At 64.8% G+C, this 26774-nt stretch carries 27 protein-coding genes, 1 tRNA gene and 1 pseudogene; 4 read left to right on the forward strand and 25 right to left on the reverse strand.

The genetic code is table 11. From position 1 onward, the window contains the following. Nucleotides 1-26: 26 nt before the first annotated feature. Nucleotides 27-1121 (reverse strand): endonuclease/exonuclease/phosphatase family protein, encoded by a 1095-nt coding sequence (locus tag QM741_RS13440; protein WP_415208188.1) that lies wholly within the window; start codon nt 1119-1121, stop codon nt 27-29. A 244-nt stretch (nt 1122-1365) separates the two neighbouring features. Between QM741_RS13440 and uvrB the strand changes: the two genes are divergently transcribed. After that, the gene (gene uvrB / locus QM741_RS13445) at nt 1366-3399 is read left to right on the forward strand and encodes an excinuclease ABC subunit UvrB (protein ID WP_415208189.1); all 2034 of its coding nucleotides are present in this window, start codon (nt 1366-1368) and stop codon (nt 3397-3399) included. Between the two features lie 117 nt (nt 3400-3516). On the opposite strand, the gene QM741_RS13450 is transcribed toward uvrB, so the two are convergent. The 21 genes and pseudogenes from QM741_RS13450 to QM741_RS13550 all read right to left on the reverse strand — a co-directional run bounded on the left by QM741_RS13450 (nt 3517) and on the right by QM741_RS13550 (nt 19125). After that, on the reverse strand, nt 3517-3891 hold the full coding sequence (locus QM741_RS13450; RefSeq protein WP_415208190.1) for a hypothetical protein: 375 nt from the start codon (nt 3889-3891) through the stop codon (nt 3517-3519). Between the two features lie 198 nt (nt 3892-4089). Continuing rightward, the gene (locus QM741_RS13455) at nt 4090-4413 is read right to left on the reverse strand and encodes a hypothetical protein (RefSeq protein ID WP_415208191.1); all 324 of its coding nucleotides are present in this window, start codon (nt 4411-4413) and stop codon (nt 4090-4092) included. 19 nt (nt 4414-4432) lie between these two features. Next, nucleotides 4433-5167, reverse strand: a complete 735-nt coding sequence (locus tag QM741_RS13460) for a hypothetical protein (protein WP_415208192.1) — start codon at nt 5165-5167, stop codon at nt 4433-4435. A gap of 69 nt (nt 5168-5236) precedes the next feature. Further along, on the reverse strand, nt 5237-5536 hold the full coding sequence (locus tag QM741_RS13465; RefSeq protein ID WP_415208193.1) for a hypothetical protein: 300 nt from the start codon (nt 5534-5536) through the stop codon (nt 5237-5239). Further along, a complete protein-coding gene (locus QM741_RS13470; protein WP_415208194.1) occupies nt 5520-5963 on the reverse strand; it encodes a DUF5681 domain-containing protein in 444 nt (147 codons plus the stop codon). Before QM741_RS13470 ends, QM741_RS13465 begins: the two co-directional genes overlap by 17 nt. Further along, a complete protein-coding gene (locus tag QM741_RS13475) occupies nt 5960-6664 on the reverse strand; it encodes a hypothetical protein (RefSeq protein WP_415208195.1) in 705 nt (234 codons plus the stop codon). The genes QM741_RS13470 and QM741_RS13475 overlap by 4 nt, the downstream gene beginning before the upstream one ends. Beyond that, the gene (locus QM741_RS13480; protein ID WP_415208196.1) at nt 6651-7583 is read right to left on the reverse strand and encodes a hypothetical protein; all 933 of its coding nucleotides are present in this window, start codon (nt 7581-7583) and stop codon (nt 6651-6653) included. The genes QM741_RS13475 and QM741_RS13480 overlap by 14 nt, the downstream gene beginning before the upstream one ends. Continuing rightward, nucleotides 7580-7894 (reverse strand): helix-turn-helix domain-containing protein, encoded by a 315-nt coding sequence (locus QM741_RS13485; RefSeq protein ID WP_415208197.1) that lies wholly within the window; start codon nt 7892-7894, stop codon nt 7580-7582. The genes QM741_RS13480 and QM741_RS13485 overlap by 4 nt, the downstream gene beginning before the upstream one ends. Beyond that, the gene (locus tag QM741_RS13490; protein WP_415208198.1) at nt 7894-8097 is read right to left on the reverse strand and encodes a hypothetical protein; all 204 of its coding nucleotides are present in this window, start codon (nt 8095-8097) and stop codon (nt 7894-7896) included. The genes QM741_RS13485 and QM741_RS13490 overlap by 1 nt, the downstream gene beginning before the upstream one ends. Before the next feature lie 91 nt (nt 8098-8188). Then, nucleotides 8189-8782 (reverse strand): hypothetical protein, encoded by a 594-nt coding sequence (locus QM741_RS13495; protein WP_415208199.1) that lies wholly within the window; start codon nt 8780-8782, stop codon nt 8189-8191. A 6-nt stretch (nt 8783-8788) separates the two neighbouring features. After that, nucleotides 8789-9283 carry a hypothetical protein gene (locus tag QM741_RS13500; RefSeq protein WP_415208200.1) on the reverse strand — a complete coding sequence of 165 codons (495 nt, stop codon included), beginning with the start codon at nt 9281-9283 and terminating at the stop codon, nt 8789-8791. Nucleotides 9284-9322: 39 nt separating this feature from the next. Next, nucleotides 9323-10531: a tyrosine-type recombinase/integrase gene (locus QM741_RS13505; RefSeq protein ID WP_415209127.1), complete on the reverse strand. Its 1209-nt coding sequence runs from the start codon at nt 10529-10531 to the stop codon at nt 9323-9325. 176 nt (nt 10532-10707) lie between these two features. Beyond that, nucleotides 10708-10782, reverse strand: a tRNA-Val gene (locus QM741_RS13510). Between the two features lie 116 nt (nt 10783-10898). Further along, the gene (locus QM741_RS13515; RefSeq protein ID WP_415208201.1) at nt 10899-12119 is read right to left on the reverse strand and encodes a beta-ketoacyl-[acyl-carrier-protein] synthase family protein; all 1221 of its coding nucleotides are present in this window, start codon (nt 12117-12119) and stop codon (nt 10899-10901) included. A 122-nt stretch (nt 12120-12241) separates the two neighbouring features. Continuing rightward, nucleotides 12242-12508, reverse strand: coding sequence for an acyl carrier protein (locus QM741_RS13520; RefSeq protein ID WP_415208202.1), 267 nt, complete (start codon nt 12506-12508; stop codon nt 12242-12244). 69 nt (nt 12509-12577) lie between these two features. Further along, entirely contained in the window at nt 12578-13402 is an 825-nt protein-coding gene (locus tag QM741_RS13525) for an alpha/beta hydrolase (protein WP_415208203.1), read from the reverse strand. Between the two features lie 102 nt (nt 13403-13504). Continuing rightward, a complete protein-coding gene (locus QM741_RS13530; protein ID WP_415208204.1) occupies nt 13505-14188 on the reverse strand; it encodes a cyclase family protein in 684 nt (227 codons plus the stop codon). Beyond that, nucleotides 14188-16086, reverse strand: coding sequence for a 1-deoxy-D-xylulose-5-phosphate synthase (dxs, locus tag QM741_RS13535; RefSeq protein ID WP_415208205.1), 1899 nt, complete (start codon nt 16084-16086; stop codon nt 14188-14190). The genes QM741_RS13530 and dxs overlap by 1 nt, the downstream gene beginning before the upstream one ends. A 152-nt stretch (nt 16087-16238) precedes the next feature. Next, nucleotides 16239-16966: pseudogene (locus QM741_RS13540) on the reverse strand (IS3 family transposase). Nucleotides 16967-17003: 37 nt separating this feature from the next. After that, nucleotides 17004-17108, reverse strand: coding sequence for a hypothetical protein (locus QM741_RS13545; RefSeq protein ID WP_415208206.1), 105 nt, complete (start codon nt 17106-17108; stop codon nt 17004-17006). Nucleotides 17109-17127: 19 nt separating this feature from the next. Further along, nucleotides 17128-19125, reverse strand: a complete 1998-nt coding sequence (locus QM741_RS13550; protein WP_415208207.1) for a bifunctional 2',3'-cyclic-nucleotide 2'-phosphodiesterase/3'-nucleotidase — start codon at nt 19123-19125, stop codon at nt 17128-17130. Nucleotides 19126-19205: 80 nt separating this feature from the next. Here QM741_RS13550 and gltX point away from each other — a divergent pair, with 80 nt between their 5' ends. The 3 genes from gltX to tgt are packed head-to-tail and all read left to right on the forward strand — an operon-like array spanning nt 19206 to nt 22098. Then, nucleotides 19206-20609 carry a glutamate--tRNA ligase gene (gene gltX / locus QM741_RS13555; protein WP_415208208.1) on the forward strand — a complete coding sequence of 468 codons (1404 nt, stop codon included), beginning with the start codon at nt 19206-19208 and terminating at the stop codon, nt 20607-20609. Nucleotides 20610-20627: 18 nt separating this feature from the next. Then, nucleotides 20628-20972, forward strand: coding sequence for a zinc-ribbon domain-containing protein (locus tag QM741_RS13560; protein WP_415208209.1), 345 nt, complete (start codon nt 20628-20630; stop codon nt 20970-20972). A gap of 10 nt (nt 20973-20982) precedes the next feature. Then, nucleotides 20983-22098, forward strand: a complete 1116-nt coding sequence (tgt, locus tag QM741_RS13565; protein ID WP_415208210.1) for a tRNA guanosine(34) transglycosylase Tgt — start codon at nt 20983-20985, stop codon at nt 22096-22098. A 931-nt stretch (nt 22099-23029) separates the two neighbouring features. On the opposite strand, the gene pnuC is transcribed toward tgt, so the two are convergent. From pnuC to secD, 3 genes are all read right to left on the reverse strand, one after another. Then, the gene (gene pnuC, locus QM741_RS13570; protein WP_415208211.1) at nt 23030-23659 is read right to left on the reverse strand and encodes a nicotinamide riboside transporter PnuC; all 630 of its coding nucleotides are present in this window, start codon (nt 23657-23659) and stop codon (nt 23030-23032) included. A 13-nt stretch (nt 23660-23672) separates the two neighbouring features. Beyond that, entirely contained in the window at nt 23673-24641 is a 969-nt protein-coding gene (secF, locus tag QM741_RS13575) for a protein translocase subunit SecF (protein WP_415208212.1), read from the reverse strand. Between the two features lie 166 nt (nt 24642-24807). After that, complete coding sequence (gene secD, locus QM741_RS13580) at nt 24808-26736, reverse strand: protein translocase subunit SecD (RefSeq protein ID WP_415208213.1); 1929 nt, start codon at nt 26734-26736, stop codon at nt 24808-24810. Nucleotides 26737-26774: the final 38 nt, after the last annotated feature.

Consider the following 26774-nt stretch of genomic DNA (forward strand, 5'->3'; position numbering starts at 1 on the left):
CTCCGCTTCGAACACGGCTGATCGATCTACCTGCCTGCGAGGGCCGGCAGCTCGAGGTCGGCCATCACCGGCAGGTGATTGCTGATGCGCGGAGGGACGGTCGCCGCGGCGAGCACCCGGAAGTGCGCGCTGACCAGGATGCGGTCGATGCGCATCCAGGCCATTTTCTGTGCCGGGTAGGTGTAGCCGAACCCGAGGCCGGCGGCGGAGAAGGCGTCCTGGTAGCCGCCCAGCCAGCGCGCACGCGCCCAGCTCGGCCCTGGCAGGTTGGTGTCGCCGGCGATCAGCACGGGCTCGCTCCAGCAGGCGGCGTCTTCGGCCAACGTGCGGACATGCATCATCCGCTGGTTGGTGTTGGCGACCATCGCCTCGCGGGTGTCGTTCTGGAACACGCGGCCGGTGGCGATCTCGCCGCGCAGTCCTTCGCCGCGGATACTGTCGAACGCGTCGTGCGGCGAGAGCGGGTGGACGGCGAAGAGGCGCACCGGCCCGGCGGGCGTCGTCAGGCGGAAGCGGACGTAGTGGCGCGAATGGAGCCGGCCGTCGACCGCCACCTCGGGCGGCCGGTAGGCCTCGTCGAGCGGGAATTTGCTGGCCACCACGAACTGGTCGAGGGCCTGGAACGACGCGTAGTCCGCCAGGCCGGCGCGCAGCGGCTCGACGTTGTCGGGAGCCACCTCCTCGAGGACCACCAGGTCCGGGTCGGTGGCGCGGACCCGATCGAGTATCTCGTCGGTCCCGTTCCCGCCGAGGCCGATGTTGATGGTGAGGACCCGGAAGTGCGGGACGCCCGGGCGGAGCGCCTTCGAGCCGCTCAGGCAGAGCCCCATGAGCGGGAAGAGGATGATCAGCAGTGCGGCGAGCTGTGTGAGCAGGAACCGGAACGAGTGGGTAAGGAGGAGGGCAACCGTCACGAACGGCAACGGCAGTGCCCATCCGATCTGCGGCAGGTAGAGCGCCACGGTGGTCAGCCACCAGCGCTCGCCGACCAGCCGGAGCGCCGCATAGATCACGACCAACGCCAGCAGGTAGGCGAGCGCCAGCCCGCGCGCGAGCACGGCCACGCGGTGGGCGAACTGGCGGTCGATTTTCGGGCGGCCCGTGTCGGCGGCGGCGCTCATTTTGATCCCGGCGTTGATCGGCGAACGCGGAGCTTACGCGCCGGGGCCCGCTTCGACGAGAGGCGCGGTCGATCGTCTGCCATCCTGCGCCTGCCATGACCGGGCCGCGGACCTCGTCCCGGCGCCTCGTCTTGACTCTCCCGCTCGTCGGCCAAGTCACGCCGAAGACGCGCTCGGGGCGCTGCGCCAAAGTCATGACGGTTGATATTTGTGCAATGTCATCCACATTGGATATGTTGCGCCCATGTCTGCCGACCGTTTCCAACTCGTTTCCCCTTTCCAGCCGTCGGGCGACCAGCCCGAGGCGATCCGCCGCCTCGTGGCCGGCTTCAACGACGGGCTCGCGCACCAGACCCTGCTCGGCGTCACCGGCTCGGGCAAGACCTTCACGATTGCCAACGTGGTCCAGCAGGTGCAGAAGCCGACGATCGTGCTCGCGCCGAACAAGACCTTGGCCGCGCAGCTCTACGGCGAGTTCAAGGAGTTCTTCCCGCACAACGCGGTCGAGTATTTCGTCAGCTATTACGACTACTATCAGCCGGAAGCCTACGTCGTCGCGAGCGACACCTATATCGAGAAGGATTCGTCGATCAACGAGCACATCGAGCAGATGCGCCTGTCGGCGACCAAGGCGCTGCTGTCGCGTCCGGACGCGCTGATCGTCGCTACGGTATCGGCGATCTATGGCCTCGGCGATCCGGAAGATTATCTTTCCATGCGCCTGATCCTCGCGCGCGGCGAGCGCATCGATCAGCGCGAACTGATCCGCCACCTGACCGAGCTGCAGTACGAGCGCGGCGATTACGAGCTGCACCGCGGTTCGTTCCGCGTGCGCGGCGACGTGGTCGACGTGTTCCCGGCCGAGAGCGAGACCGACGCGGTGCGCATCGAACTGTTCGACGGCGAGGTCGAGAACATCTCGGTGTTCGATCCGCTGACCGGCGCCGTGCTGCGCAAGGTGCCGCGCTATGTGATCTATCCGTCGACGCATTACGTGACCACGCGCAAGCGCGTGCTCGACGCGATCGAGACGATCAAGGTCGAACTCAAGGAGCGCCTCGACCAGCTCCACAAGGCGAACAAACTCGTCGAGGCGCAGCGCCTGCAGCAGCGCACGCAGTACGACCTGGAGATGATGGCCGAGATCGGCTACTGCAGCGGCATCGAGAACTACTCGCGCCATTTCACCGGCCGCAAGCCCGGCGAGCCGCCGCCGACGCTGTTCGACTACCTGCCGCCGGATTCGCTGCTCGTGATCGACGAGTCGCACGTCACCGTGCCGCAGCTCGGCGCGATGTACAAGGGCGACCGCTCGCGCAAGGAGAACCTCGTCGAGTACGGTTTCCGGCTGCCGTCGGCGCTCGACAACCGTCCGCTCAAGTTCGACGAATTCGAGGCGCGCGAACCGCGCACGATCTTCGTCTCGGCGACGCCGGGCAAGTACGAATTCAAACACGCGCAGGGCAGCGTCGTCGAACTCGTCGTGCGCCCGACCGGGCTGGTCGATCCCGAAGTCGAGATCCGCCCGGTGCGCACCCAGGTCGACGACCTGCTCGGCGAGATCCACGAGCGGGTCAAGATCGGCGACCGCGTGCTGGTGACCACGCTGACCAAGCGCATGTCGGAAAACCTCACCGATTATCTTGAAGAGCACGGCGTGCGCGTGCGCTACCTGCATTCGGACATCGAGACGGTCGAGCGCGTCGAGATCCTCCGCGACCTGCGCCTGGGCAAGTTCGACGTGCTCGTCGGCATCAACCTGCTGCGCGAGGGCCTCGACATGCCCGAGGTGTCGCTCGTCGCGATCCTCGACGCCGACAAAGAAGGCTATCTGCGTTCGACCGGCTCGCTGATCCAGACGATCGGCCGCGCCGCGCGCAACCTGCGCGGCAAGGCGATCCTCTACGCCGACCGCATCACCGACTCGATGAAGCGCGCGCTCGAGGAAACCGAGCGCCGCCGCCAGAAGCAGATCGACTACAACATCGAGCACGGCATCACGCCGAAATCGGTGGTGAAGAAGATCGCCGACATCATGGAAGGCGCGCGCGCCGACGCGGAGACCGAGCGCGCCGGCGGTAAGCGTGCGAAGACAGGCGTATTGGCCGTGGCGGAGAAGCAGGCCGACTACGCCGCGCTGTCGCCCGAGCAACTGGCGGCGAAGCTCAGGAAACTCGAGGCGCAGATGTACAAGCTCGCGCAAGACTTGCAGTTCGAGGAAGCCGCGCGCGTGCGCGACGAGTTGCAGCGCGTCAAGGCCCTGGGCTTGATGAGTTGAATCGAGCCGAGGGGAGAGGCCGCGAAGACGGATTCCCGCTCGACTCGGGATTCCGGGGATGCCGTTGGACTACGAAGTCAGTACAGGCTCCGCAACTTCCGCATAAGTTTCTGATTTTCAAATAGTACTTATTTCCGATTTCTGTTTTCTACTCGCAAATCTACTCACAATTTTCTTTGGTACCCCACGCAACGCAGCCTGATCGCGAAAGGGTTCCTTGCGTTCGAGAGGGAGAGGGCTGCGCAGCGGCAAAAGGAGCTTGCCGGTACTCGCAAATCCGACCTTCCGGAAAATTTTCCGGAAGGTCGTACTACCGGCAAAGCCCGCGACCGCGCAGGCGAGCGCATGGGCGTATCCGCTTTGTTGTGTCACACCGTTGGACGTAACAACCTTTCCGGTCTGACGGCTGATGCCGGTGCGTTCGAGCGTGGCGGCGTATTCGGATGGTTCGGAAAACGGTGTCCCATCATTGGACGCCGTTTTGCGCTCCACGCCGCGTTCGTGGTGTCGCTGAATCTGCACCGCAGGCACCTAAGCGAATCGCAGCTCGCACACGCCATCGCGGCGATGAAGCCGTATGAGGAAAGGAAGGCGAGGGAGAGGCAGGCGGCAACACAGGCCGCACCCGGCGAGAAGGTCGGCGCCGTTCGGCGCCAACCTTCCGAGAATGCAGCCCGAACCGCCAATGTTCTAGCCGCGAAAGCTGGCATCGGCGCGTGCAGCACGTCGTCGACCACGGCCTGCCCGTTGCGTGCCGAGGTGATGAAGCGCAGGAAGGAGGTATGGGCGGCGCTGAATCCGAATCAGGTGGGACAAGTTGTCCCACCTGAAATTGGCTACAAGAAACCGCCTGCGCAATCCAAAGCCTTCGCAGCCGACACCGAAGCCGTAACAGGCGAATCCAAGCGCGATGTCAACCGCCACGTCGTCCGCGCCGAAGCCTTGGGGGATGACTTGGGCGAAGTTGTCGACCAGCGCGATGCGGCCAAAAAAAGGCCGCCCGAAGGCGGCCACCGGAGTAACTGGTATCGATTCAAGCGGCTTTGGCGTCGCCGCCCTGCGCAATGTGCGCTTCGATTTTCTGGCGCAAGGTCGGCGAGCCGAGTAATTCCGCAACTTCATGCTCCGCGAATTCGCCGTGCTTCTGTCCTTCCAACGCGGCAGCGCGCGCCGCCGTGGAGACCGCGCCAATCGCTTCGTGAAGTAGATCGATCTCTTTTTGCGCGCCCGGATTCGATGCGGCAAAAGCGCGCTCACGCAACACCTCACGCTGATTATCGCTCACGCCGGTCAGCGAGGAAGGCGCTTCGAGGATTGCCTGTGCTGTCTGCGGATCAAGGGCGTCTGGCCGCGAGAGCATCGCAATGCGCGCCGTGGTATCCATGCCGCGAAGGTGGCTACGAATCTCGGCACGCACCATCGCGGCAGCAAGGTCGGCCTTGTCCGGCCCGGTCGAATTGGTCGGCCTCGCGCGGATAGCGGCAATCTCGTCGTCGGCGGCCTGAATCGCAGCGGTCGCACTTTTGAGAACCGGCACCACCTTCGTCGCGAAAAGGTCGCGCATCAAATTTCGCCTGCCGACCTGCGTGTAATCCTGACTCCCGTGCAAGCTTTCCAACTTCGCGGTCAGCGTGCCGACCTCGGCCATCGTTCCACGGTACGCTGCCGCAAGGTTGGCAAGCGCTGGCGAACCAGCGCCATTGATGCGCGTCCAATCGAAGGCGCGAATGGCGTATCCGTGGTGTAGCGCAAAAGGTGCTTTACTCATTTTTCGTTCCTCATCGTTTGATGATTGCAGGAACCGCCTGCGCGGTCGCGGATACCGTCCGCAGCGGTTTCAAAATTTCACGATGGTGCGTGCGAGTCGTTCGGCCTGCTCCGCGTCGCTACATCCAAGGCGATTGCGCGCAACCCTGACGCGCCTGCCCGTATCCAAAGATGCGGCATAGCGGTCCACACGCTTGCGGAATACGTCCAGACGCTCGTCGTCGCCGCGAACGATGGTCTCGCCACCCAGTACAGCGGCAGCATGAACCCGCTCGTCTTCGGTGCCGACAAGCTCGATGACTTGCATCGTGGATTCTTCAAGGTGACTGCGTTCTTCAAGCGCCGCCACGCGATCAATGTTCGTTCTCATTTCGTCGTTCCTCCAATGCCGCGATGCGGCTTTCCAATTCATCGACTTCGCGAAGTCGTGCCAGCGCGCCTACAGCGGCCACCAGCGCCGCCGCCGTGTCTGGTGCTACCTCGCCCGCGCCCGCGGCCTGCAACGCCGCCTGCGCGCGTTCTGTGAGCGTTCCAGCGGCCAGTTCCGGAAGATGCACGGGCAACGCCTCTGCCTTCACGTCCGGAAGCACCTTTGACAGCAGCACGCGCGCCGCCTGCGTATCGCCTGCGAGTGCTTGACGCGCCAGCGCCTCGACGATGCCGGTCGCGTTCGTCGCAATCGCCCGCCGCAGTTCGCCGACAAGGCCGCTTCCTTTCGGCCTGCCTTTCGGGTTGCCCGATTCGCCTTTGCGCCACGGTGCGCCCTTTCCTCTTTTCCTTGGTGATGTTTCAGTCATGCGGCTTTTCTCGTTGTCGATTTATTCGCGCTCGCCACCAGCCCGCCAGCGAGCAGAATCAATTGCGCTTTGTTGGAAATTCCCGGTGTCGCCGCCGACCAAAAAAAAGATTCAGCAGCGGCACAAGAAACACCTGCACGCTTGGTAACAGCTATCTGTGTAGTCGATTCCGCTACCGAGAGAGGGCGAAAATCGGCTTTATCGGTAGTCGATTCCGCTACCGAGACGGCTCTTTTTTGCCCTTTTTTGTGAGCATCGGTAGTTGATTCCGCTACCGATCGGTAGTCGATTCCGCTACCGTGTTTTTTCGTGGAAGGGTCGGGTTGCCAGCGCATGAATGCCTTGCTCGGCACGCTGCCCTTGCGGTCATTTGGCGCTTCGTTTTCGAGGGCGTAGACGGTCGCGTGTTTGAGTTTGCGGTGGAAGCTGCCTTGCTCGACGAGGCTAATCCAGCCGCGTTCCAGAAGTTCATCACGGGCGCGCGTGGCGACCCGCTGCGTCAGATTGCAGCGGGTCATCATGTCGCGTACTCCCATGAAGATGCGGTTGTCGCCGTTCTTCGGGTTGAACAATGCGCGCATCTCGACCAGCAAGACGCGCGCACCAGCGCCAAGAGTGCGGTAGGCGGCGCAGTCCAGTTCGTGCCTGTACAAGCGCACATGTGCTTCGCCGCCGCTGCTCCTGTGCTTACGCCGTGTCATGGGCGCCCTCGCCGGAGTATTTCGAGGCTTGCCCGGAAATAGTCCCTTTCCACGTCGCGAAGAATTCGTTCATGCTCGCGCGCTCGGCTTTTTCTACCTGCACGGCACTGTTCCAGCGGCCCATGTCCAGCATCTCCACGACGGCGTTCTCGACACGGGCACGCAGGGTTACGGGCGACAGCGCATCCAATTCCCAACAGCGCGAGCCGTAGCGGTCGCGGAACCAGCGGTAACGAGGGTCGCCGCGCTTCGTGTCCGCATCGAAGTGCGGCAGGTCAGTGCCAGGTGCCACGTCCTGCGCGGTCAAGGCGATGCGCCGGAAGTCCGCCTCGCCGCCGTAGCGTTCCAGTCGTTCGGGAATGTCCACCTCGCTCATGTGCAGGCCGCTTGGGTCGTGGTCGCCGACGTAGAGCACGGTCAACGGCTTGTCGTTCTCCACAGTGTCTTGCGCCGCACCGTAGAGAGCCGTGGCCGAACCGTAGCCGTGCATCACGCGGAACGTAACGCCGAACTCCCGCAGCACCGGCGCGATGGTGCCGCGCACGGTGCCTTTCTCTGACCACACTTCCACGCGGTGCGGCTGTTCCTTCCAGTAGTCTTTGCGATATTGCGCGACGGCGGAACGGATGATGCTTTCCGGGTTGTCCCATGACGCGATGCGTTCGGCCTCGCGCGTCTCGTCAACAATCCAATTCCACGGGATAACCTCACGCTCGCGCGCGCCGGTCAGCAATCGAGAAACCTTGTCCGTGCTGCCCTTGCCCATGTCGCGGATGAGGCTCTGCGTGAACAACTTGTAGCAGGTTGCGCGCACCGTGGCGGGTTGAATCTCGCGCAGTATTTCGGTCGCCGCTTCGATGATGGTGAGGCTTTCCTTAGCCAGGCCACGGCCACGGCGTGGTGCAATGACGGCGCTCATTGCGACACCTGCGACGCAGTGGGCAAGCTGTACCTCGCGACATGAGCCACGCGACCGCTGCGGCACTCGACCGCGATTTCCTCGGCTTGGATCGGCCAGCCTTCCTTGCGCAGCTTATGGACGACGGCGGCCAAACGCGAACCGCCGAACCGAACCCAACATTCGCGCGAAGTTAGCGTGCCACCATTGCGCATTTCGGCCAGCACTTGCCCGATGATGGTCGATGCCGTAGGCTTTGCGCTGCTAGAATTTTCCTGTTTCGCCTCAGCGCCCGGTGCCAGCCGGGCGTTGTCGTTTCCGAAGGTCTGCATCACGCGGCCTCCTTCGCGTCACGCGCGGCGAGGCGCTGCGGCAGCGTGCGCAGGCTTTCCAAATAGACGAAACGGCGCGCGCCGATGTGGAAGGTTTCGAGGTCGCCGCGCTTTGCAAGCTCGAATGCGACGCTGCGACCGATGCCGTGCGCGCGGCACGTCTCGACAAGCGGCGCGAAGGCCGGTGTAGCGGTGTGAGTCATATATGCGTCTCCGCTATGGGGACGCTGGCGGTAGTGCCCGCGCCCATCCGCATCGCTGCGGACGGTGGGTACTCTCCGGGTGGAAATCCCGTTAACCGGGCTGGCGGGATTTTAGGCTTGCTAGATAGTTTTGAAACGTCTTGAACGAAAGGTGATATGAACGGTCTTCGTCTTTGCCGTTCGCATATTCGATGACGTATGCGTCGCCATCTTCTTCAAGCTCGAAATCATTTCTCAATTCGCTATACAGGTGCGGCCATCGTTCAAGTGCCGTGCCCTTCACCCTTGCGGTTCGCCTCATCGCCGCAGTGATTCCTTCCGGTCTGCGCGGTTGCCTTGCGGAGTGCTTTTGTTTCTTGCGGTAGGCGTTGAATACGGCATCGTTGTCGCGCGCCATGATGCCAACCATCACGCCAGCGAGAGCGGCAAACTTTGCGGCTTGCTTGTCGTCGCCAGCAAGCCATGCGTTTTCCGTGCTCTTCATCGCATGTAGCGCGGCGTCCAAATGCTGCGCGATGAAACTACCATCTGCGATGTCGATTCCATTTTTGCGTGCAGCGCTTAAAATTAGCTTTGCCTCATACGAGGCTTTGCTGCAAACATCGTACAGCGGCGATTCTTGCCACTGGCGAAACGCGCGCGCACTGGGCGCGCGCTTGCTCTTGGTTGTCCGCTTCGTCGTCATGACGGATTAGGCCGCTTTGCGGACAGCCTTGCGTGCGCCCTTGCGCTTTGTTGCCCGTTTCGCTGCCGTGGCGATTTTGTCACTCACGGTATGCCAGTCGCCGCCATTATCATGCCAGCCGGTAACTACACCAATCAACGCAAAGTCCTCGCTATTGAAAAGGTACATCTCATCATCTGCGCAGTGCCCGAAGCTCCATTTTTTTTTCCCAACGTCAAAGGGCGGAATATCGCACTGTCTGGCGAATGGCTTGCGTCCTTTCCTCATCATTACAACCACGTCGCCGCGCGCCGGGAGCCTGTCTCTATCGCACACGAGCAAATCGCCTTCCGAAATGGATAGGCCGGAATCAAATGTGAAAGAGTTCCCGGCTGGCATCGTGAAACCATTGCCGCTCAATAGCATTGCTGCCGGCACAAGTACTGTTCTGCTGCTTGGTATACTTTTCTTAGCCATGATGAAGTACCTCGTTTGCTTCGTTGTGGTGAGGCTCGCCAGCATGATGCTGGCGAGCCGCTTACCGGCACATGCCGGATTCGGTTACGCCTTGCGCTTGATCGGCACTACGTTCGCGCTGGTGCGTAGCGCGTCCAAGTAATCGGCCCATGCCTGCATCATCTTCTTGCGCTCGGCCAAGTGCGCCGTGCGGTTGTAGGCTCGACCAAGCGGGTCGCGCACAGCATGTGCAAGCTGTTGCTCGATGTAGTCGGGCCGGAAGCCGAGAACTTCATCCAGCATCGTGCGCGCCATCGCCCGGAAGCCGTGGCCGGTCATGGTGTCGCGGTCGACGCCCATCGTCCGCAGCGCCACGTTGACGGCGTTTTCACTCATCGGCCTGTGTGCGCTGCGTTCGTTCGGGAACACGTACTCGCTGCGGCTGGTGTACGGATGCAGGTCGCGCAACACGTCCACCACCTGCGCGGCCAGCGGGACAATGTGCGCCGTGCCCGTCTTGCTCGTGGTGTAGCGCCACTCGGCGGCATCAAGGTCGACGTCGGCCCATCGCATCGTGCGCAGTTCGCCCGGACGCACGAACACCAGCGGCGCGAGCTTCAACGCGGCCATGACGGCAGGCGTGCCTTGGTAGCTCCACAAGGCGCGCAGCAGCGGCGCAACTTGCTCCGGGTCCGTGACGGCGGCGAAGTGTCCGCTGGTCGGCGTGGTCAGCGCGCCGCGCGTGTCGTCGGCGACGTTGCGCTCAGCCCGCCCGGTCGCCACGGCGTAGCGGAACACCTGCACGCATAGGCCGCGCGCACGGTGCGCAGTCTCTGGGGCGCGGGATTCGATCTTGCGCAACGCGGCCAACAGCACGGGCGCGGTCACGTCCTTGATCGGCAGCGTGCCGAGATAGGGCGCAAGGTCGTTCTTCAACCATTGCCGTTCGCGGTAGATGGTGCCCGCCGACTTGCCTTCGCGCTCGCGCTTATCGATCAGTTCCGCCGCGACCGAGCCGAAGGTGTTCTGCGCATATTCCACCTGCGCGACCTTGGCAGCGCGTGCAGCGTCGGCAGGGTTGGTGCCCGCGTTCAATAGCTTGCGCGCCTCGTCGCGGCGTGCGCGCGCGTCGACCAGCGACACGGCTGGGTACTCGCCAAGCGACAACATGCTCGCCTTGCCGTTGAAGCGATACCGGAAGCGCCACAAGCGCGCCCCGCTCGTCGGCACCTCGATACACAGGCCGTTGGCGTCGGCGACCCTGTAGAGCACCCTACGCGGCTTCATAACGCGCAGCTTCGCATCGGTCAGCACGGGAACCTCGAAAAGTGAGTAGGGTGAGTAGGGAACCTGCGTTCTACTCACTATCCTACTCACAATTTTCCCGGATGCAAGCGGACGCCCTTGGACTGCTTCGCACAAAAAAACCGCGACAGTGCGCGGTTTCATTGGGTTTTCCGGACTTGCTTGGACGGCGTTGGACTACGAAGTGGTGGGCAGTACAGGGATCGAACCTGTGACCCCCACCATGTCAAGGTGATGCTCTACCGCTGAGCTAACTGCCCACTTCGTGACGGCACCGGAAAACGGTTCCGGCGAGGGGGCGCAAGGATAGCCGAACGGTTCCGCCTCGGCAACCATTTTCACCGCAGACGCCGTCTGCGCGCTGCGCGTCCCCGCATCAGGCTTTCTTCAGTGCGACGACGGAATTGAGCCCGCCGAACGCGAACGAGTTGCTCAGCACCGCACTCACGGTTTTCGCGCGTGCGACGTTCGGCACGTAGTCGAGGTCGCAGACGGGGTCGGGGTCGATGAAGTTCGCGGTCGGCGGGATGATGCCGTGGCGCAGGGCGCCGATCGCGGCGACCATCTCGAGCGCGCCGGCGGCGCCGAGAGCGTGGCCGTGCATCGACTTGGTGGACGACACCGCGAGCCGGTCCGCATCCGCGCCGAACGCGCGCCGGATTGCCTTCGTCTCGGTCGGGTCGTTCGCCGGCGTTGCGGTGCCGTGCGCGTTGATGTAGCCGACGTCGGCCGGGTCGAGGCCCGCATCGGCGAGCGCATCCTGCATCGCGCGCGCGACGGTGGCCTCGGACGGGAACACCATGTCCGCCGCGTCGGCGGTCATGCCGCTGCCGGCGAATTCGGCGAGGATGACCGCGCCGCGCCGGCGCGCGTGCTCGAATTCCTCGAACACGAACATGCCCGAGCCTTCGCCGAGCACCATGCCGCGGCGCTGCTTGCAGAACGGGCGGCAGGTATCGTCGGCGGTGACGCGCATCGCCTCCCACGCCTTCATCGTCGTCACGGTGACGCAGGCTTCGGTGCCGCCGGTGACGGCGAAATCCACTTTTCCACTTTTTATCATGTCGGCCGCCTGGCTCATCGCGTGGTTGGCCGAGGCGCAGGCGCTGACGACCGCGAACGACGGACCGGTCAGGCCGAATTCGATGCCGACGTGGCAGGCCGGCGCGTTCGCCATGACGCGGATGATCGTGAGCGGGTGCAGGCGCGGGTTGTTGTCGGCGAAGAAACGCCGTGACTGTTCGTTGTGAGTGTTCTCGCCGCCGATGCCGCTGCCGACGATGCAGGCCGCGCGCTCGCCGCGGCCGTCGACGCGGAAGTCGAGTCTGGACTGGGCCACGGCCTCGCGCGCGGCAACCAGCGCGAACTGGGAGACGCGGTCGAGCAGCGGCAGCTTCTTGTTGTCGAAATGCGCGGCCGGATCGTAGCCGCGCACTTCGGCGGCGATCTTGACGTTGAGCAGGTCGGTCGGGATCGTCTCGATCGGGCCGATGCCCGAGCGGCCCTCGGCCAGCGCGGACCAGGTGGCAGCGGCGTTGTGGCCGAGCGCGGTGATCGCGCCCATGCCGGTGATGGCGACACGACGAACAGAACTCATGGGGTAATGGGCCGGGAAGTTTCAGGAACAGATTGGCCGCAAAGAACGCGAAAGGCGCGAAGTCGACCGAGAAGCATTTGCGCGCTTTGCGGTTTTGCAGCCAACCATTTCCGCTTTTGGCGTTAGGCGGGCGATGCGTCGTCGGCGTTTTTCCCGGCGACGAGCTTCTCGACCGCCTCGACCAGACCGCGCACCGATTCGGTGTCGAAGTTCGGATCGCGGTCGGGCAGCGTGATCTTGAAGTGGTCCTCGATCTCGAAAATGATCTGCACCGCATCGAGCGAGGCGATCTCGAGGTCCTTCAACGTCGAATCGAGCGTGATCTTCGCCGGATCGATGTTCGCTTCCTTGGCGATGATGCCGAAGACGGTGTCTTGGACGGTGCTCATGAAGGGTCTCCGTGTCGGGTGCGGCAATGATAGCGCAGACGCTGGCCTGGGTTCGGTAACGTCCGCCGATCAACCCGCCGCGCGGCCTTCGGCGATGCGTTTGAAGAACGCCGCGCTGCGCTCGATCACGACGTCGCGTTCCTGGTCGACCGTGATCATGTGATAGCTCTTGTCGAGGATCACCGTTTCGTGCGGGCAGCCCAGGTCGCGCTCCAGGCGGCGCACGTTGGCCAGGCTGGCCACGTCGTCTTCGCTGGAGTGCATGATCAGGCTCGGCGCAAGGACCTTGGGCAGCAGCTTGCGCACGCGCCACGACAACCGGTAGAACTCGGCGAGCGAAGGCCACGGATTGCCCGGCAGGCCGGCTTCGTCGCTGTGCCCGCTCAGCATCGCGCCGGCGATGCGCTGGCGGATGCGCTCGTCCTTGATGCCGTAAGGGAACTGCTCGTGGAACCTGGCGTGCCGGCCGATGCCGATGCTGACCGCCATCGGCAACAGGAACGAGAGTTTGCCGTACCACGGAATCGTCCAGCCGTCGTAGCGGAACGTCGTGCCGTAGAGGCCGAGTCCGGCAACCTGTTCGGGCCGCTCGGCGGCGAGGCGCAGCGCGAGCAGCGCGCCCATCGACAGGCCGGCGGCGAACAGATGGTCGACCTGTGCGGCGAGCCGGTCGGCCGCCTCGCGCACGCTCTGGAACCAGTCGCTGCGGCCGGTGGCGAGCAGGTCGGCTTCGTTGCCACAATGGCCGGCGAGCTGCATGCCGTAGACGGTGAAGCCGTGGCGCTGCAGGCCCTTGGCGACGAAGCGCATTTCGGTCGGCGTGCCGGTCAGGCCATGGATCAGCAGCACGCCCGAGCGGCCGCCGGGCAGGAGGTATTCGACGTTTTTTATCATTAGGAATGCGATGGCGCCAAAGTGTTTGGCGGCGAATCGCGGAATTTTACTATGAAACGCGCAGCCGATACCCGTGCGGACGAGCCGTTCCGCAGCGGCGGCTCAGCGACGGGAAAGCTTCGCCATCGCCCTGACCGGGAACGTGCCGACGCCCTTGAATTTCGGCGGTGTTGCGCTGAAGGCGAAGCCCTCGTCGGGCACGGCCGCGAGGTTGCACAGATGTTCGACGATGAGAATGCCGGCGCCGAGCAGCAGGGAGTGCACCGGCCGCTCGCCGCCGCGCGTATCGTCGATGTTGTGCGCGTCGATGCCGACGAGCCGCGCACCGCCGTCGCGCAGGTACTGCGCCGCGCCGGCGGTCAGGAACGGGCCCCCTGCGTAGTACCCCGGCGTGTTCCAGTGCGCGTCCCAGCCGGTGTGAACGAGCACGGCACGGCCGCGGATTTCCCTGCCGCGGAACGTCTCTGGCCCGATCGCCTGTGCGGGCGTGTACGGCGCGCGCACGACGATCGCGTCGAGGTCGGTCGTCGCCTCGATCGCCACTTCGGAAAGATCCTTGCCGTCGGCGTAGCGATGGAACGGGCAATCGAGATAGGTGCCGGTGTTCGCCACCATGTCGATCCTGCCGATCTGGAACTCGGTGCCCGCCGCATACAACTCGCGCGAGGCGGCGCGACTGAGATAGTCGCAGATCACCGGCGCGGGCAGCCCCTTGTAGGTGACGAGCCCGTGCTCGATCGTGTGCGACAGATCGACGAACCCGCCTTCGCTTCGCGCGGTATCCATCAGAGCACGCTGCGCATTTCGCCGATGCGCTTCGGTACGGACTGCGGCCAGCGTTCGAGGATCGCGGCGCGGATGCCGGTCGCGTCGATGCCCGCTTCGGCGAGCAGTCGTTCGCGGCTCGCGTGTTCGAGATAAACGTCCTGCAGCCCGAGGTGCAAAACGGGCATTTGTATATTTTGCGCAGAAAGATACTCGGCGACCGCGCTGCCGGCGCCGCCGGCGACCGCGTTGTCCTCGACGGTGACGATCGCGCCGTGCGTGCGCGCGAGTTCGAGGATCAGCGCCTCGTCGAGCGGCTTGATCCAGCGCATGTCGACCACCGTCGCGCCGAGTTCGGCGCCGGCGTCGAGCGCCGCGGCGAGCGGGCTGCCGAAAGCGAGGATCGCGAGCCCCGCGCCGCGCCGGCGCACGTCGGCCTTGCCGACCGGCAGCGCCTTCAGTTCGGCGTCGAGCTTCGCGCCCGGGCCGGTGCCGCGCGGATAGCGGATCGCCGCGGGTCCATTGTATAAAAATCCACTCGTGAGCAATCGCCGGCACTCATTCTCGTCGCTCGGCGCGGCGACGATCAGGTTCGGGATGCAACGCAGGTAAGTCAGGTCGAAGCTGCCCGCGTGCGTCGCGCCGTCGGGGCCGACGACGCCGGCGCGGTCGATCGCGAAGGTGACGTCGAGGTTCTGGATCGCGACGTCGTGGATCGCCTGGTCGTAGGCGCGCTGCAGGAAGGTCGAGTAGATCGCGACGACCGGCTTGGCGCCCTCGCAGGCCATGCCCGCGGCGAGCGTCACCGCGTGCTGTTCGGCGATGCCGACGTCGAAATAGCGCTGCGGAAATTCCTTGGAGAAGCGCACGAGGCCCGAGCCTTCGCGCATCGCCGGCGTGATCGCGAGCAGGCGCTCGTCCGCGCGCGCCTGCTCGCACAGCCAGTCGCCGAACACCTCGGTGTAAGTCTGCTTGCCGGGCGCCTTCTTGACCAGGCCCTTGACCGGGTCGAACGGGCCGACCGCGTGGTAGTCGATCTGCTGCGCCTCGGCCGGCGCGTAGCCCTTGCCCTTGGTCGTGATCACGTGCAGCAGCTGCGGGCCCTTGAGGTCCTTCAGCGTCTTCAGCGCATGCAGCAGCTGCGGCAGGTCGTGGCCGTCGATCGGGCCGAAATAGTGGAAGCCGAATTCCTCGAACAGCGTGGAGGGGACGAACATACCCTTCAAGTGTTCTTCCCAGCGCTTGAAGAAGCGCCAGAGGAAGCTGTGCGGACGCATGCTGTTCTTCGCCCGCTCGCGCATCGCGTTGAGCGTGCGGCTCGTCATCAGCCGCGCGAGCATCTTCGGCAACGCGCCGACGTTCTCGCTGATCGACATCTGGTTGTCGTTGAGGATCACGAGCACGTCGGTGTCGAGGTCGCCGCCGTGGTGCAGGGCCTCGTAGGCCATGCCGCCGGTCAGGCCGCCGTCGCCGATCACGGCGACGATCTTGCGCGCATCGCCTTTGGCCTGGGCGGCGACAGCCATGCCGATCGCGGCCGAGATCGACGTCGACGAATGGCCGACGCCGAACGTATCGTAAGGCGATTCGTCGCGTCGCGGGAATGGCGCGAGGCCACCCGCCTGCTTGATCGTATGGATGCGGTCGCGGCGCCCGGTCAGGATCTTGTGCGGATAGCACTGGTGGCCCACGTCCCAGACGAGGCGGTCGTTCGGCGTGTCGTAGACGTAGTGCAGCGCTAGCGTCAACTCGACCACGCCCAGCCCCGCGCCGAAATGGCCGCCGGCGCCGGCGACCTGTTCGATCAGGTATTCGCGCAGTTCGCGCGCGACCTCGGGCAGCTCGGCCTCGTCGAATTTGCGCAGGTCGGTCGGCGAGTCGATGCGCGACAGGCGCGGGTAACGCGTGGAATCGGTCATCCGCCTATTTTCCGTCAGGGTCCGCGCCTGGGCAAGCTGTGGCGCGGTCGGCGGCAACGCTTAGAACCTGGGCCAGGCTCGTCATTCCGGCGAAAGCCGGAATCCGGGGCCTTTCGCTTTTTCAGTGCATTCCAGAGAGCTAAAGTCGCTGCTTAAGCTCCCCGTCGAGCGGACACTGCAAAAGTAGAGCTTTCGGCGTTGTGGGAACGGTACTGGGCGGGTGTCATGCCGCCAAGGGCGTCGTGGGGACGTTGCTCGTTGTAGTCGATCAGGAACTGCCACGTTGCCTCGCGCACCTCGTCCAGGCGGACGAACAAGTACTGGGCGAGCACCTCCTTGCGGTAGGTGCGGTTGAAGCGTTCGATGTAGGCATTCTGGTTCGGCTTGCCCGGCTGTGTGTACCGGATCGCCATGCCGTGTGCCTTGGCCCATTGCACGAACACCTCGCTCAGGAACTCCGCGCCGTCGTCGGTGCGCAGCACTTGCGGCAGCGCGCGTTCCTGGGCGATGCGCTCGAAGATGCGCACCAGCCGCGCCGAAGTGATCGAGGTGTCGATCTCGATGTGCACCGCCTCGCGGTTGAAGTCGTCGATGAGGTTGAAGGTGCGGAACGGCCGGCCACAGGCCAGCGCATCAAGCATGAAGTCCGCCGACCATACCCGGTCGGGACGTTCGGGCACGTACATCCGCTTGAGCTTGGCGTTCTCCGCTTCCAGCTCCTTCACCCGCCGCATATCCGACGCCTCCATGCCGCCGTACTTCGACTTCCACTGGTAGTACGTCTCCCAGCCTGCCGGCACAAATCCTTCACCGGCACGCCGACGTCGCCTTGCTCGAGAATCGAGACGGTCTGCGTCTCGCTAAACTTCGATTTCTTCACGGAACCTCCTGGCTGGAAAGATGCCAGAAAGTTCTACTTACTGTGTGTCCGCGATCAGCGGAAGCTTACGGGTCAGCACCCACTCCGCGCAGTTCGGCGCCCAGATGCCGACGCGGTCGCCGGGTTCCCGGCCGAGGCGCAACAGGCCCGCGGCGACGCGCTCAATGCGAGAGATCGACCGAATAGACCGCCGTCCCGTCGCCGTTGTCCCTGACCTGCGCGACGTTGACCAGCCCCGCCTTGCGCGCGAGGTCGAGCTTGTTTGCGGCCGAGGTGAACACGATCGGGCCGGAGGTCCGGGTTTTCGCGAAGCGCCAGTTGTGCGGATTGCTGAACTCCTTGCGCAGGATCTCGCCGTGCTCGCGGATGAAGTTGATCAGCACCTCGCGATTGGTGTCGGGCGCGGAGAGCACGATGTTGTTGCCGTCGAGCCCCGGAAAGCGGCCGCCGCCGCCGGCGCGGTAGTTGTTGGTGACGACGATGAAATCCTCGTCGTCGCGCACCGGCTTGCCGCGGTATTTCAGGTCGGCGATGCGCTGGCCGGCCGGCCGGGTCACGTCGATCGCGTAGCTGAGGTCGCCCTGCAGCACGTCGAAGTTGTAGGTCGGGAACTTCGTGTTGACGAGTTCCTGAGTCTCGCGTTTCGCCGGATCGATGCGGTTGAACCAACGCGCCGAGGTTTCCAGCCACGCCTTGACGCCGGCGCCGTTCACCTTCACCGCGGTCAGCACGTTCGGGTAGAGGTACAGGTCGGCGGCGTTGTTGATCGCGAGCGGACCGGCCGGCACGTCGGTGTAGTCGTTGGGGCCGCCGAAGCCGGCCTTGAACGGCGAAGCGGCGCCAAGCACCGGGGTCGAGGCGTATTGCGGCAAATTTTGCTTTATGTACTTTTGCGCATAGTCGCGCTGGGCTGCGTTGACCAGACTCAACGCGGACGTGTCACCCGCGGCGACGAAGTAGGTACTGATGTCGTAGTCGCTGCGGCCGATCGGCGTCTTCACGTACTCGATCGCGCCGGCGTGTTCGTCCTTGACCAGCCCGGCGATGCGTTCGTCGGCGTCGGCGAAGCCGTCCGCGCCCTTGACCGAACGCACTTCCGACCTGCTCGCCGCGCGATCGACCTGCCAGCGTCCGTCGCGGAACACCAGCGCAAGCTCGACGAGACCGAGGCTCTTGCCGAAATAGTTGCCCATCACCGCCGGCACGCCGCGCACGAAGCCGCGCGCGTTGTCGACCTCGGGCATGTTCGCGTAATGCGATTTCGGATTGGCCGGATTCGGGAAGATGTCGTGCGAATGGCCGAGCAGCAGCACGTCGATGCCGGCCACGCCGGCGAGATGCCAGCCGGCGTTCTCGAGCTTGTCGGAGTACGGCGCGGGGTTGAGTCCGCAATGGCAGATCGCCACGACGATGTCCGCACCCGCGGCCCTGACTTCGGGCAGGTATTTCTGCGCCGCTTCGACCGGGCCCATCACCGTGACCTTGCCGTCGAGATTGCGCTTGTCCCAGTCGAGGATCCACGTCGGCGCGAAGCCGAGCACGCCGATCCTGACCGGAGCCTCGACCGTCCTGCCGTCGGCGGTCCGCGCCCTGATCGTGCGCGTCAGAACTTTCCACGGCGCGAACAGCGGCTTGCCGTCCTTCGCGCTGAACACGTTCGACAGCACGAGCGGGAAATTCGGCCCCTTGCAGTGTTCGGCCGGCACGCCGTTCAGGTCGAGCGCGGTGCCGGTGACCTGGCTCAGGAACGGCAGGCCGTAGTTGAATTCGTGGTTGCCGATCGTGCCGGCGTCGTAGCCGAGCGTGTCCATCGCCTTGTACACCGCGAGTTCCTGATTGCAGGCGACCGGCTTGACCTGCGCCTGGTAGTCGGCGAGCACGGTGCCCTGGATCGTGTCGCCGGCGTCGAACAGCATCGTGTTGACGAACTCCTTGCGCGCCGCGTGCACGAGCGTCGCCGCGCGCTCGAGGCCGATGGCCTTGTCCTCGGCGAGCTTGTAGTAATCGTAGCTCATCACGTTGGAGTGGATGTCGGTCGTTTCGAGCAGGACGAGTTGCGCCTGCGTGCCGGATGCGGGCGGCGCCGGCGCTTTCGCCCCGTGTTCGGGAGCGGTGCAGCCGGCGAGGAATGCCGCTGTTGCGAGTAACCATCGCTTCATCGTGCGTGTCCGTTGGCGAAAAGCACAGTTTAGCGCGCCTTCTGTTACTCTTTGCGGCTGTTTTTCAGCTCGTTTTCGCAATGACCGTCCGCACCCGCTTCGCCCCGAGCCCCACCGGCTTCCTGCACATCGGCGGTGCGCGCACCGCGCTGTACTGCTGGCTCGAGGCGCGGCATCGCGGCGGCGAATTCATCCTGCGCATCGAGGACACCGACCGTGAACGTTCGACGGACGCGGCGGTGCAGGCCATCCTCGACGGCATGCGCTGGCTCGACCTCGGCGCCGACGAAGGCCCGTACTACCAGACCTTGCGCACGGAGCGCTACCGCCATGTCGCCGAGGAACTGATCCGTGCCGGCAAGGCGTACTACGCCTATGAGACCAGGGAAGAACTCGAAGCGATGCGCAACGCTGCGATGGCATCGAGCGAGAAGCCGCGCTACAACGGCTGGTACCGCGACCGCGACGAGCCCTACCGCGACGATCCGAACCGCGTGATCCGCTTCAAGAACCCCCAAGGCGGCAGCGTCGTGTTCGACGACAAGGTCAAGGGTCGGGTCGAGTGGAGCAACGACGAGCTCGACGATCTCGTCATATTCCGCTCGGACGGTTTCCCGACCTACAACTTCGCCGTCGTCGTCGACGACATCGACATGGGCATCACCGACGTGATCCGCGGCGACGACCACGTCAACAACACGCCGCGCCAGATCAACATCTATCACGCGCTCGATGCGAAAGCGCCCGCGTTCGCGCACCTGCCGATGATCCTCGGCGCGGACGGGCAGAAGCTGAGCAAGCGCCACGGCGCGGTCAGCGTGATGCAGTACCGCGACGACGGTTTCCTGCCGCACGCGCTGCTCAATTACCTCGTGCGCCTGGGCTGGTCGCACGGCGACCAGGAGATTTTTTCGCGTGCGGAAATGGTCGAGCTGTTCGACGTCGCCGATGTGAACCGCGCCGCGGCGCGCTTCGATCTTGACAAGCTCAAGTGGCTAAACCAGCAGTATATCAAGAACGACGATCCGCTCGAATTGGCAAGCGAGTTCGAATGGCACCTGCGCATGCAGGGCCTCGATCCCGCGCAGGGCCCCGCGCCGGCGGACGTGATCGTTGCGCTGCGCGAGCGCGCGCAGACGCTGCGCGAGATGGCCGAGAAGGCCAGCGTCTGGTACGGGCCGATCGTCTCGTGGGACGAGGCCGCCGTGGTCAAGCATCTGAAATCGGCGACCGCCGTGCCGGCGCTGCAAGCCGTGCATGCGCAACTCGCGAACGTCGTCGACTGGAACGTCGAGAACGTGCACAAGGCCATACAGGACGCCGCCGCCGCGATCGGCGAGGGCATGGGCAAGGTGGCGCAGCCGCTGCGCGTGGCGATGACCGGCACGCAGGTGTCGCCGTCGATCGACCATACGGTCTATCTCGTCGGCCGCGCCCGCGCGCTCAAGCGCATCGACGACGCGATCGCGCGCGCGGGCGCGTGAGATCGCGAGGCGACCCCGTTGGCTTGCGATATCGCCACGCTGATGCAAGTGCTGCAGTCGGGCGATCCCGACGAGCAGATGCAGACGCTCGACGCCTGCTCGGCCGTGCTGATCGATCCGACGCTGTGGTACTGGCTGATCGGCTTCACCATCGTCTGCGCACTCGTCGGCGCGCTAATCGGCAAGTACAAGAACGCCGTCGTGCGCGACACCTTGCTCGGCGTCGCGCTCGGGCCGCTCGGCTGGCTGATATCGCTGTTGCTGCCGAAGTCCGCGCCGAAGCCGTCGTGTCGCGCCTGCGGCAAGTCGCTCGAGGCGGGCGACAGGTATTGCCGCCATTGCGGCGCGGCGCTGAGCCCTTGAGCTTTTCGCAATGACGTCGATGCGATTCGAGCTTCTCGGCGGCGATGGCACGGCCCGGCGCGGGCGCCTGACGTTCGCGCGCGGCACGGTCGAGACGCCGGCCTTCATGCCGGTGGGCACTTACGGTTCGGTCAAGGGCATGACAACACGCGCTGTGTGCGAAACGGGCGCGGAAATCATCCTCGGCAATACCTTCCACCTGTTCCTGCGCCCCGGCCTCGGGGTGATCGGCGAGTTCGGCGGACTGCACAGGTTCATCGGCTGGAACAAGCCGATCCTGACCGACTCGGGCGGCTTCCAGGTCTTCTCGTTGGCCGCGCGACGCAAGATCACGGAGGAGGGCGTGCGCTTCGCCTCGCCCGTCGACGGTTCGCAGGTGTTCCTCTCGCCCGAGGAGTCGATGCGTATCCAGAAGACGCTCGACTCCGACATCGCGATGATTTTCGACGAGTGCACGCCGTATCCCGCGACGGAAAAGCAGGCGCGCGATTCGATGGAGTTGTCGCTGCGCTGGGCGGCGCGCTCGCGTCGCGCGTTCGATGATCTGAAGAATCCGAATTCGCTGTTCGGCATCGTCCAGGGCGGCACCTATGCGGCGCTGCGCAGGATTTCTGCCGACGGCCTGTTGCAGATCGGCTTCGACGGCTACGCGCTCGGCGGCCTCGCCGTCGGCGAACCCGAAGAGGAACGCAATCGCACACTCGAAGAAACCGTGCCGCTGCTGCCGGCCGACCGGCCTCGCTACCTGATGGGCGTCGGGCGTCCCGAGGACATCGTCGAGGCAGTCGTGCGCGGCATCGACATGTTCGACTGCGTCATGCCGACGCGCAACGCGCGCAACGCACACATCTTCACGCGCAGCGGCGTGCTGCGCATCCGCAACGCGCAGTACGAACGCGACACGCGCCCGCTTGACGAAGCCTGTGCGTGCTACACCTGCGCGAACGGCTTCTCGCGCGCCTACCTGCGCCATCTCGACAAGTGCGGCGAGATGCTCGGGCCGATGTTGGCGACGATCCACAACCTGCACTACTACCAGGACCTGATGCGTGGGCTGCGCAAGGCGATCGCCGCGCGCAGGCTCGCGGATTTCGTCGCGGAGTTTTACGCGCTGCGGCGCAAGTAGCGGCGCGCCTTTCTTGCGTCTCGCGCGAAAGGAATTCAATACGGCCGCGGCCGCCTTGCGCGTCATTCCCGCGCAGGCGGGACTGCGCAGGCAGGATGTCGGAGCGAACATTCGCGCGGCGAATGGCTCGGGGGCAAACTGCGGACGCAGCTTGTAAATCCGGTTCTTGCTTTTTGATCTTTTGTAGCCGCATCCGTTCGCTTTTCCGCGCGCGTCCGGCGCGCGGGTCACTTTCTCTTGCTTGTGCAAGAGAAAGTCACCAAAGAGAACACACCCCGGATGCCGCGCCCTCCGCGCTACGCGCTACGGGTTCGCGAGGCCAGGCCGGGGTTCGTTGAACGCACGTCCGTGTGCGTGCAACGAACTCGCGCGCATCGTGCGCGCGATCCTTACGGACGTTTCCGGCCTGCCCTCGCCGCGGCAAACGGGGACCCGAAGATCACCAGCCAGAGCGCCCCCTTCAGTCGCTTCGCGACAGCTTTCCCCGCTACGCAGGGGAAGCGAAGGCTTTGGCTTTTCGCTGTTGCTCTTTGCTCTTGATTTTCCTCCCCTTCACCGCACCGAGCATCGCAGGCGACGGCGGGGGAAAGGCGCGCATGTCCGAGCGCAGGGATGCGCGAGTTCGCGCCGGCCCGCCGGCGCCGAGAAGCGCAGGGCACCTCGCGGCTCTATCGCGAGGTGCGGTGTCGGGGGTGGCGTCTTTTTGGTTACTTTTTCTTCGCTGTTGAAGAAAAAGTAACCCGCTCGCCCGCAGGGTGAGTGGAAGCTCTGGCTCTTGGAACATCCAAGAACAAAGCAAGAACTGGATTACACGTGGCCATCCCGCCGCGCGCCCCGCGGGCCATTCGCTGCACGAACACCCGCTTGCGCAGTCCCGCCTTCGCGGAAATGACGAGCAAAGACAGAGCAGCGAGCAGGGAACCGCGTCGTCCTACGAAAAAACCGGCGCCGCGCGCAGCGACCGCCGCCAGGCGAACAACGCCCCGACGCACATCAGCAAAAACAACGCGTAGAGCAGGGCGGTGAGATAGAGCCCCTTGCTGACGTAGAGCGGTACCGAGATCAGGTCGACGACGATCCAGAGCCACCAGTTCTCGAGCGTCTTGCGGTTGAGCAGCACCTGCGCGATGACCGATAGCGTGGTGATGACCGCGTCGAGAAACGGTGCGGCGCCGCTGATCGCGATCAATGCCTGCTGCAGCAACGGTACGGCAACGGCCGCCGCGGTGCCTGCGGCGAGCCAGCCGCGCGGCGACAGGCGCGAAACGGGCAGTTCGTGATGCTCGCCGTCGCCGCGCCACCAGCGCCACCAGCCGTAGAGGTTGAGCGAGAAGAACATCGCCTGCAGGCCGGCGTCGCCGTAGAGTTTCTTGTCGACGAACAGCAGGCCGAACGTGATGGCGTTGACCAGCGCGAGCGGGAAGTTGAGCGCGTTCTGCCTGGCCGCGAGCCAGACGCAGAAGGCGCCGGCGACGAAACCGATCAGCTCGGCGTTCGAGACCGGCGTGGCGAGCGCGGTGAACGCGGTGGCGTCGAGGAATTCGCCGATTGCGTCCAGCATGGGCGTGCCGCGATTACGGTCGGCGCATCAGTTCCGAGTTGTCGCGCATCACCGGCATCAGGTCCTTCTTCGACACGCCGAGCCAGTACAGGATCGGGCTGGCGAAGAAGATCGACGACAGCGTGCCGATCACGATGCCGATGATCATCGTCATGGCGAAACCGTGCACGGCGGGGCCGCCGAGCAGGTAAAGCGCGATCATCGTGATCGCGGTGAACAGCGCGGTGATGATCGTGCGCGACAGCGTCGAGTTGATCGCCTTGTCGAGCACTTCCACCGGTTCGGCGCGGCGCGCGGAGCGGAACAGTTCGCGCACGCGGTCGAACACGACGACCTTGTCGTTGATCGAGTAGCCGACCACGGCCAGCACCGAGGCGAGCACGTTGACGTCGAACTCCCGGTGGGTCAGCGCGTAGAAGCCGAGCACGATGATCGTGTCGTGGAATTCGCTCGCGATCGCGGCGATCGCAAAGCGCCACTCGAAGCGGATGCCGATGTAGAACATGATGCCGAGGATGACGAAGATCACGGCGACGATGCCGTCGCTCTTCAGCTCTTCGCCGACCGAGGCGCTGACGAAGCTGGCGCTCTTCTTGGTCACGTCGGGCGTCTTGACCTGCAGCGCGGCGATGACCTCGTCGGCGACCTGGTTCATCTTCTTCAGATCGTCGCTGGTTTCGCTCTTCGCCGCATTCGCGCCTTCGAGCTGGAGGCGGATCGCGACGTCGTTCGTGCCGAGGTACTGCGTGACCTGCGCGTTGTGGAATCCGGCCGTTTCGAGCGCGCCGCGCACGCCGTCGATGTCGGGCTGCTGGTGGTAGCTCGCCTCGACGAGCACGCCGCCGGTGAAGTCGAGCGCGTAGTTGAGCCCGCGCGTGAACAGCGCGCCGAGCGAGACGATGAGCAGGACAGCCGAGACCGCCAGGCTGATCGTGCGCAGGCGCAGGAAGTCGATCTTGCTGTCGTGGTTGAAGATTTCCATTTACGTACACCTTCTTTTCTTCCCTTCTCCCTCCGGGAGAAGGTGGCGCGCAGCGCCGGATGAGGGAAAAGCCTTGCATCCTTCGTGTCGGGTCGCATCGGAGTGGGAAGCCTTTCCCTCATCCGCCCCTTCGGGGCACCTTCTCCCGGTGGGAGAAGGAAAGCAATCAGACGGACAGCGCTTTCAGCTTGCGTCCGCCATGGACGAGATTGACGATCGCGTGCGTCACCGTGACCGAGGTGAACATCGAGGTGAGGATGCCGATGAGCAGGGTCACGCCGAAGCCTTTGATCGGGCCGGAGCCGAAGAACAGCAGCGCGACCGCGGCGAGCAGGTGGGTGACGTTGGCGTCGAGAATCGTCGCCCAGGCCTTTTCGTAGCCGGCCTTGATCGCGGCGAGCGGCGTGGCGCCGTTGCGCTGCTCCTCGCGGATGCGCTCGCAGATCAGCACGTTGGCGTCGATCGCCATGCCGAGCGTGAGCACGATGCCGGCGATGCCGGGCATGGTCAGCGTGGCCTGGAACAGCGACAGCACCGCGACGAGCAGAACGAGGTTGAACACGAGCGCGATGTCGGCGATCAGGCCGAACAGGCGGTAGTAGATGGCTGCCGCGATCAGCACCGCGAGCAGGCCGAGCATGACCGCCTTGAAGCCCTTGTCGATGTTGTCCTGGCCCATGCTCGCGCCGATGACGCGCTCCTCGACGATGTCGACCGGCGCGGCGAGCGAGCCGGCGCGCAGCAGCAGGGCGAGGTCGCTCGCTTCCTTCTGGCCGAGGCCGGTGGTCTGGAAGCGCGGGCCGAACACGCCCTGGATGACCGCGGCGTTGATGACTTCCTGGGTTTCCTTGAACGTGCGCACTTCCTTGCCGTCGACGATCTGGGTCTGCGGCACGCGCTCGATGTAGACCACGCCCATGCGCTTGCCGACGGCCTGCTGGGTGAACTCCAGCATTTTCGCGCCGCCTTTGGCGTTGAGCTGGATCGATACGGCCGGCGTGCCGCTCTGCGGATCGGGAATCGCGGTCGCGTCGACGAGTTCGTTGCCGCTGGCGATCACCTTCTTCGACAGGATGATCGGCTCGGGCTTGCCGTCCGGGCCGAGGCGCTGCATGTAATAAAGCCTGGACTCGGGCGGCACGTTGCTGCTCTTGGCGATCTCGTAGGCGCCCGGGTTGCCGAGATTGGCCGCGCCGGTCGCGTTCTCGTCCACCGCGCGCCATTCCAGCGTCGCCTGCGCGCCGAGGATCTTCTTCGCCTCGGCCGTGTCGTGCACGCCGGCGAGTTCGACGACGATGCGGTTCGCGCCCTGCTGCTGGATCAGCGGCTCGGACACGCCGAGCTGGTTGACGCGGTTGCGCAGCGTGGTCAGGTTGCTCGAGATCGTGTTGCGCGCGGCGGCGAGCGCCGTCGATTCGCGCACCTTCGCCACGAGCGGAAAGCTGTCGGCCGTGGCCGCGCCATCGGTCAACTCCAGCGGCGGCTGGTCGCCGAGTTTTTCCGGCTGGTTGACCTGCTTGCCGATGATGCCGGCCCCGGCGGTACGGTCGGCCTCGGTCTTGAACGTGGCGACGACGCCGTTGGCGGTCGAGTTGATCGAGTCGTAGCGGACCTTGGCGTCGCGCAGCGCGCTGGCGATGTCGTCGCGGTAGCGCTGCTGCATCTTGTCGAGCGCGCCCTTCTGGTCGACTTCGAGTAGGAAGTGCACGCCGCCCTGCAGGTCGAGGCCGAGCGGCATCGCGTTCGCGCCGATCGTGCGCAGCCAGCCGGGCACGGTCGAGGCCATGTTCAGGGCGACGTTGTAACCGTCGCCGAGCGCCTTGCTGATCGCGGCCTGCGCCTTGTTCTGCGTGTCCGAATCGTTGAGTTCGACGAGCAGGTTGTCCTTGCCGGGTTCGATGCTCTTGACCGCGAGCTTGTCCGCGTCGAGCGCGTCCTTCACTTTTTTCTGCAGAGCCTCGTCGACCGCGTTGCCGTGGTTGGCGGAGATCTGCACCGCGGGCTGCGGCAGGAACGCGTTGGGCAGGGCGTAGATCGTGCCGAGAACCAGCACGAGGGCGATCAGGGCGTAACGCCATTTGGCAAAATCGTTCATCGGTGTCGCTCTTGCGCCGCGCTCGTGGCGCGGACGTT

Origin of the sequence: Rudaea sp. (assembly GCF_047601565.1) — a bacterium.
Taxonomy (GTDB): Bacteria; Pseudomonadota; Gammaproteobacteria; order Xanthomonadales; family Rhodanobacteraceae; genus Rudaea.

Excerpts from the sequence above, each read along its gene's own strand:
- secD (WP_415208213.1), bottom strand. The coding sequence starts at position 26,736 with ATGAACGATTTTGCCAAATGGCGTTACGCCCTGATCGCCCTCGTGCTG.
- secF (WP_415208212.1), bottom strand. The coding sequence starts at position 24,641 with ATGGAAATCTTCAACCACGACAGCAAGATCGACTTCCTGCGCCTGCGC.
- QM741_RS13550 (WP_415208207.1), bottom strand. The coding sequence starts at position 19,125 with ATGAAGCGATGGTTACTCGCAACAGCGGCATTCCTCGCCGGCTGCACC.
- QM741_RS13480 (WP_415208196.1), bottom strand. The coding sequence starts at position 7,583 with ATGAGCGCCGTCATTGCACCACGCCGTGGCCGTGGCCTGGCTAAGGAA.
- QM741_RS13440 (WP_415208188.1), bottom strand. The coding sequence starts at position 1,121 with ATGAGCGCCGCCGCCGACACGGGCCGCCCGAAAATCGACCGCCAGTTC.
- QM741_RS13465 (WP_415208193.1), bottom strand. The coding sequence starts at position 5,536 with ATGAGAACGAACATTGATCGCGTGGCGGCGCTTGAAGAACGCAGTCAC.
- QM741_RS13530 (WP_415208204.1), bottom strand. The coding sequence starts at position 14,188 with ATGGATACCGCGCGAAGCGAAGGCGGGTTCGTCGATCTGTCGCACACG.
- QM741_RS13515 (WP_415208201.1), bottom strand. The coding sequence starts at position 12,119 with ATGAGTTCTGTTCGTCGTGTCGCCATCACCGGCATGGGCGCGATCACC.
- uvrB (WP_415208189.1), top strand. The coding sequence starts at position 1,366 with ATGTCTGCCGACCGTTTCCAACTCGTTTCCCCTTTCCAGCCGTCGGGC.
- QM741_RS13500 (WP_415208200.1), bottom strand. The coding sequence starts at position 9,283 with ATGCTGGCGAGCCTCACCACAACGAAGCAAACGAGGTACTTCATCATG.
- QM741_RS13485 (WP_415208197.1), bottom strand. The coding sequence starts at position 7,894 with ATGCAGACCTTCGGAAACGACAACGCCCGGCTGGCACCGGGCGCTGAG.
- QM741_RS13490 (WP_415208198.1), bottom strand. The coding sequence starts at position 8,097 with ATGACTCACACCGCTACACCGGCCTTCGCGCCGCTTGTCGAGACGTGC.
- pnuC (WP_415208211.1), bottom strand. The coding sequence starts at position 23,659 with ATGCTGGACGCAATCGGCGAATTCCTCGACGCCACCGCGTTCACCGCG.
- QM741_RS13460 (WP_415208192.1), bottom strand. The coding sequence starts at position 5,167 with ATGAGTAAAGCACCTTTTGCGCTACACCACGGATACGCCATTCGCGCC.
- QM741_RS13475 (WP_415208195.1), bottom strand. The coding sequence starts at position 6,664 with ATGACACGGCGTAAGCACAGGAGCAGCGGCGGCGAAGCACATGTGCGC.
- QM741_RS13525 (WP_415208203.1), bottom strand. The coding sequence starts at position 13,402 with ATGATAAAAAACGTCGAATACCTCCTGCCCGGCGGCCGCTCGGGCGTG.
- gltX (WP_415208208.1), top strand. The coding sequence starts at position 19,206 with ATGACCGTCCGCACCCGCTTCGCCCCGAGCCCCACCGGCTTCCTGCAC.
- tgt (WP_415208210.1), top strand. The coding sequence starts at position 20,983 with ATGACGTCGATGCGATTCGAGCTTCTCGGCGGCGATGGCACGGCCCGG.
- QM741_RS13470 (WP_415208194.1), bottom strand. The coding sequence starts at position 5,963 with ATGACTGAAACATCACCAAGGAAAAGAGGAAAGGGCGCACCGTGGCGC.
- dxs (WP_415208205.1), bottom strand. The coding sequence starts at position 16,086 with ATGACCGATTCCACGCGTTACCCGCGCCTGTCGCGCATCGACTCGCCG.
- QM741_RS13495 (WP_415208199.1), bottom strand. The coding sequence starts at position 8,782 with ATGACGACGAAGCGGACAACCAAGAGCAAGCGCGCGCCCAGTGCGCGC.
- QM741_RS13520 (WP_415208202.1), bottom strand. The coding sequence starts at position 12,508 with ATGAGCACCGTCCAAGACACCGTCTTCGGCATCATCGCCAAGGAAGCG.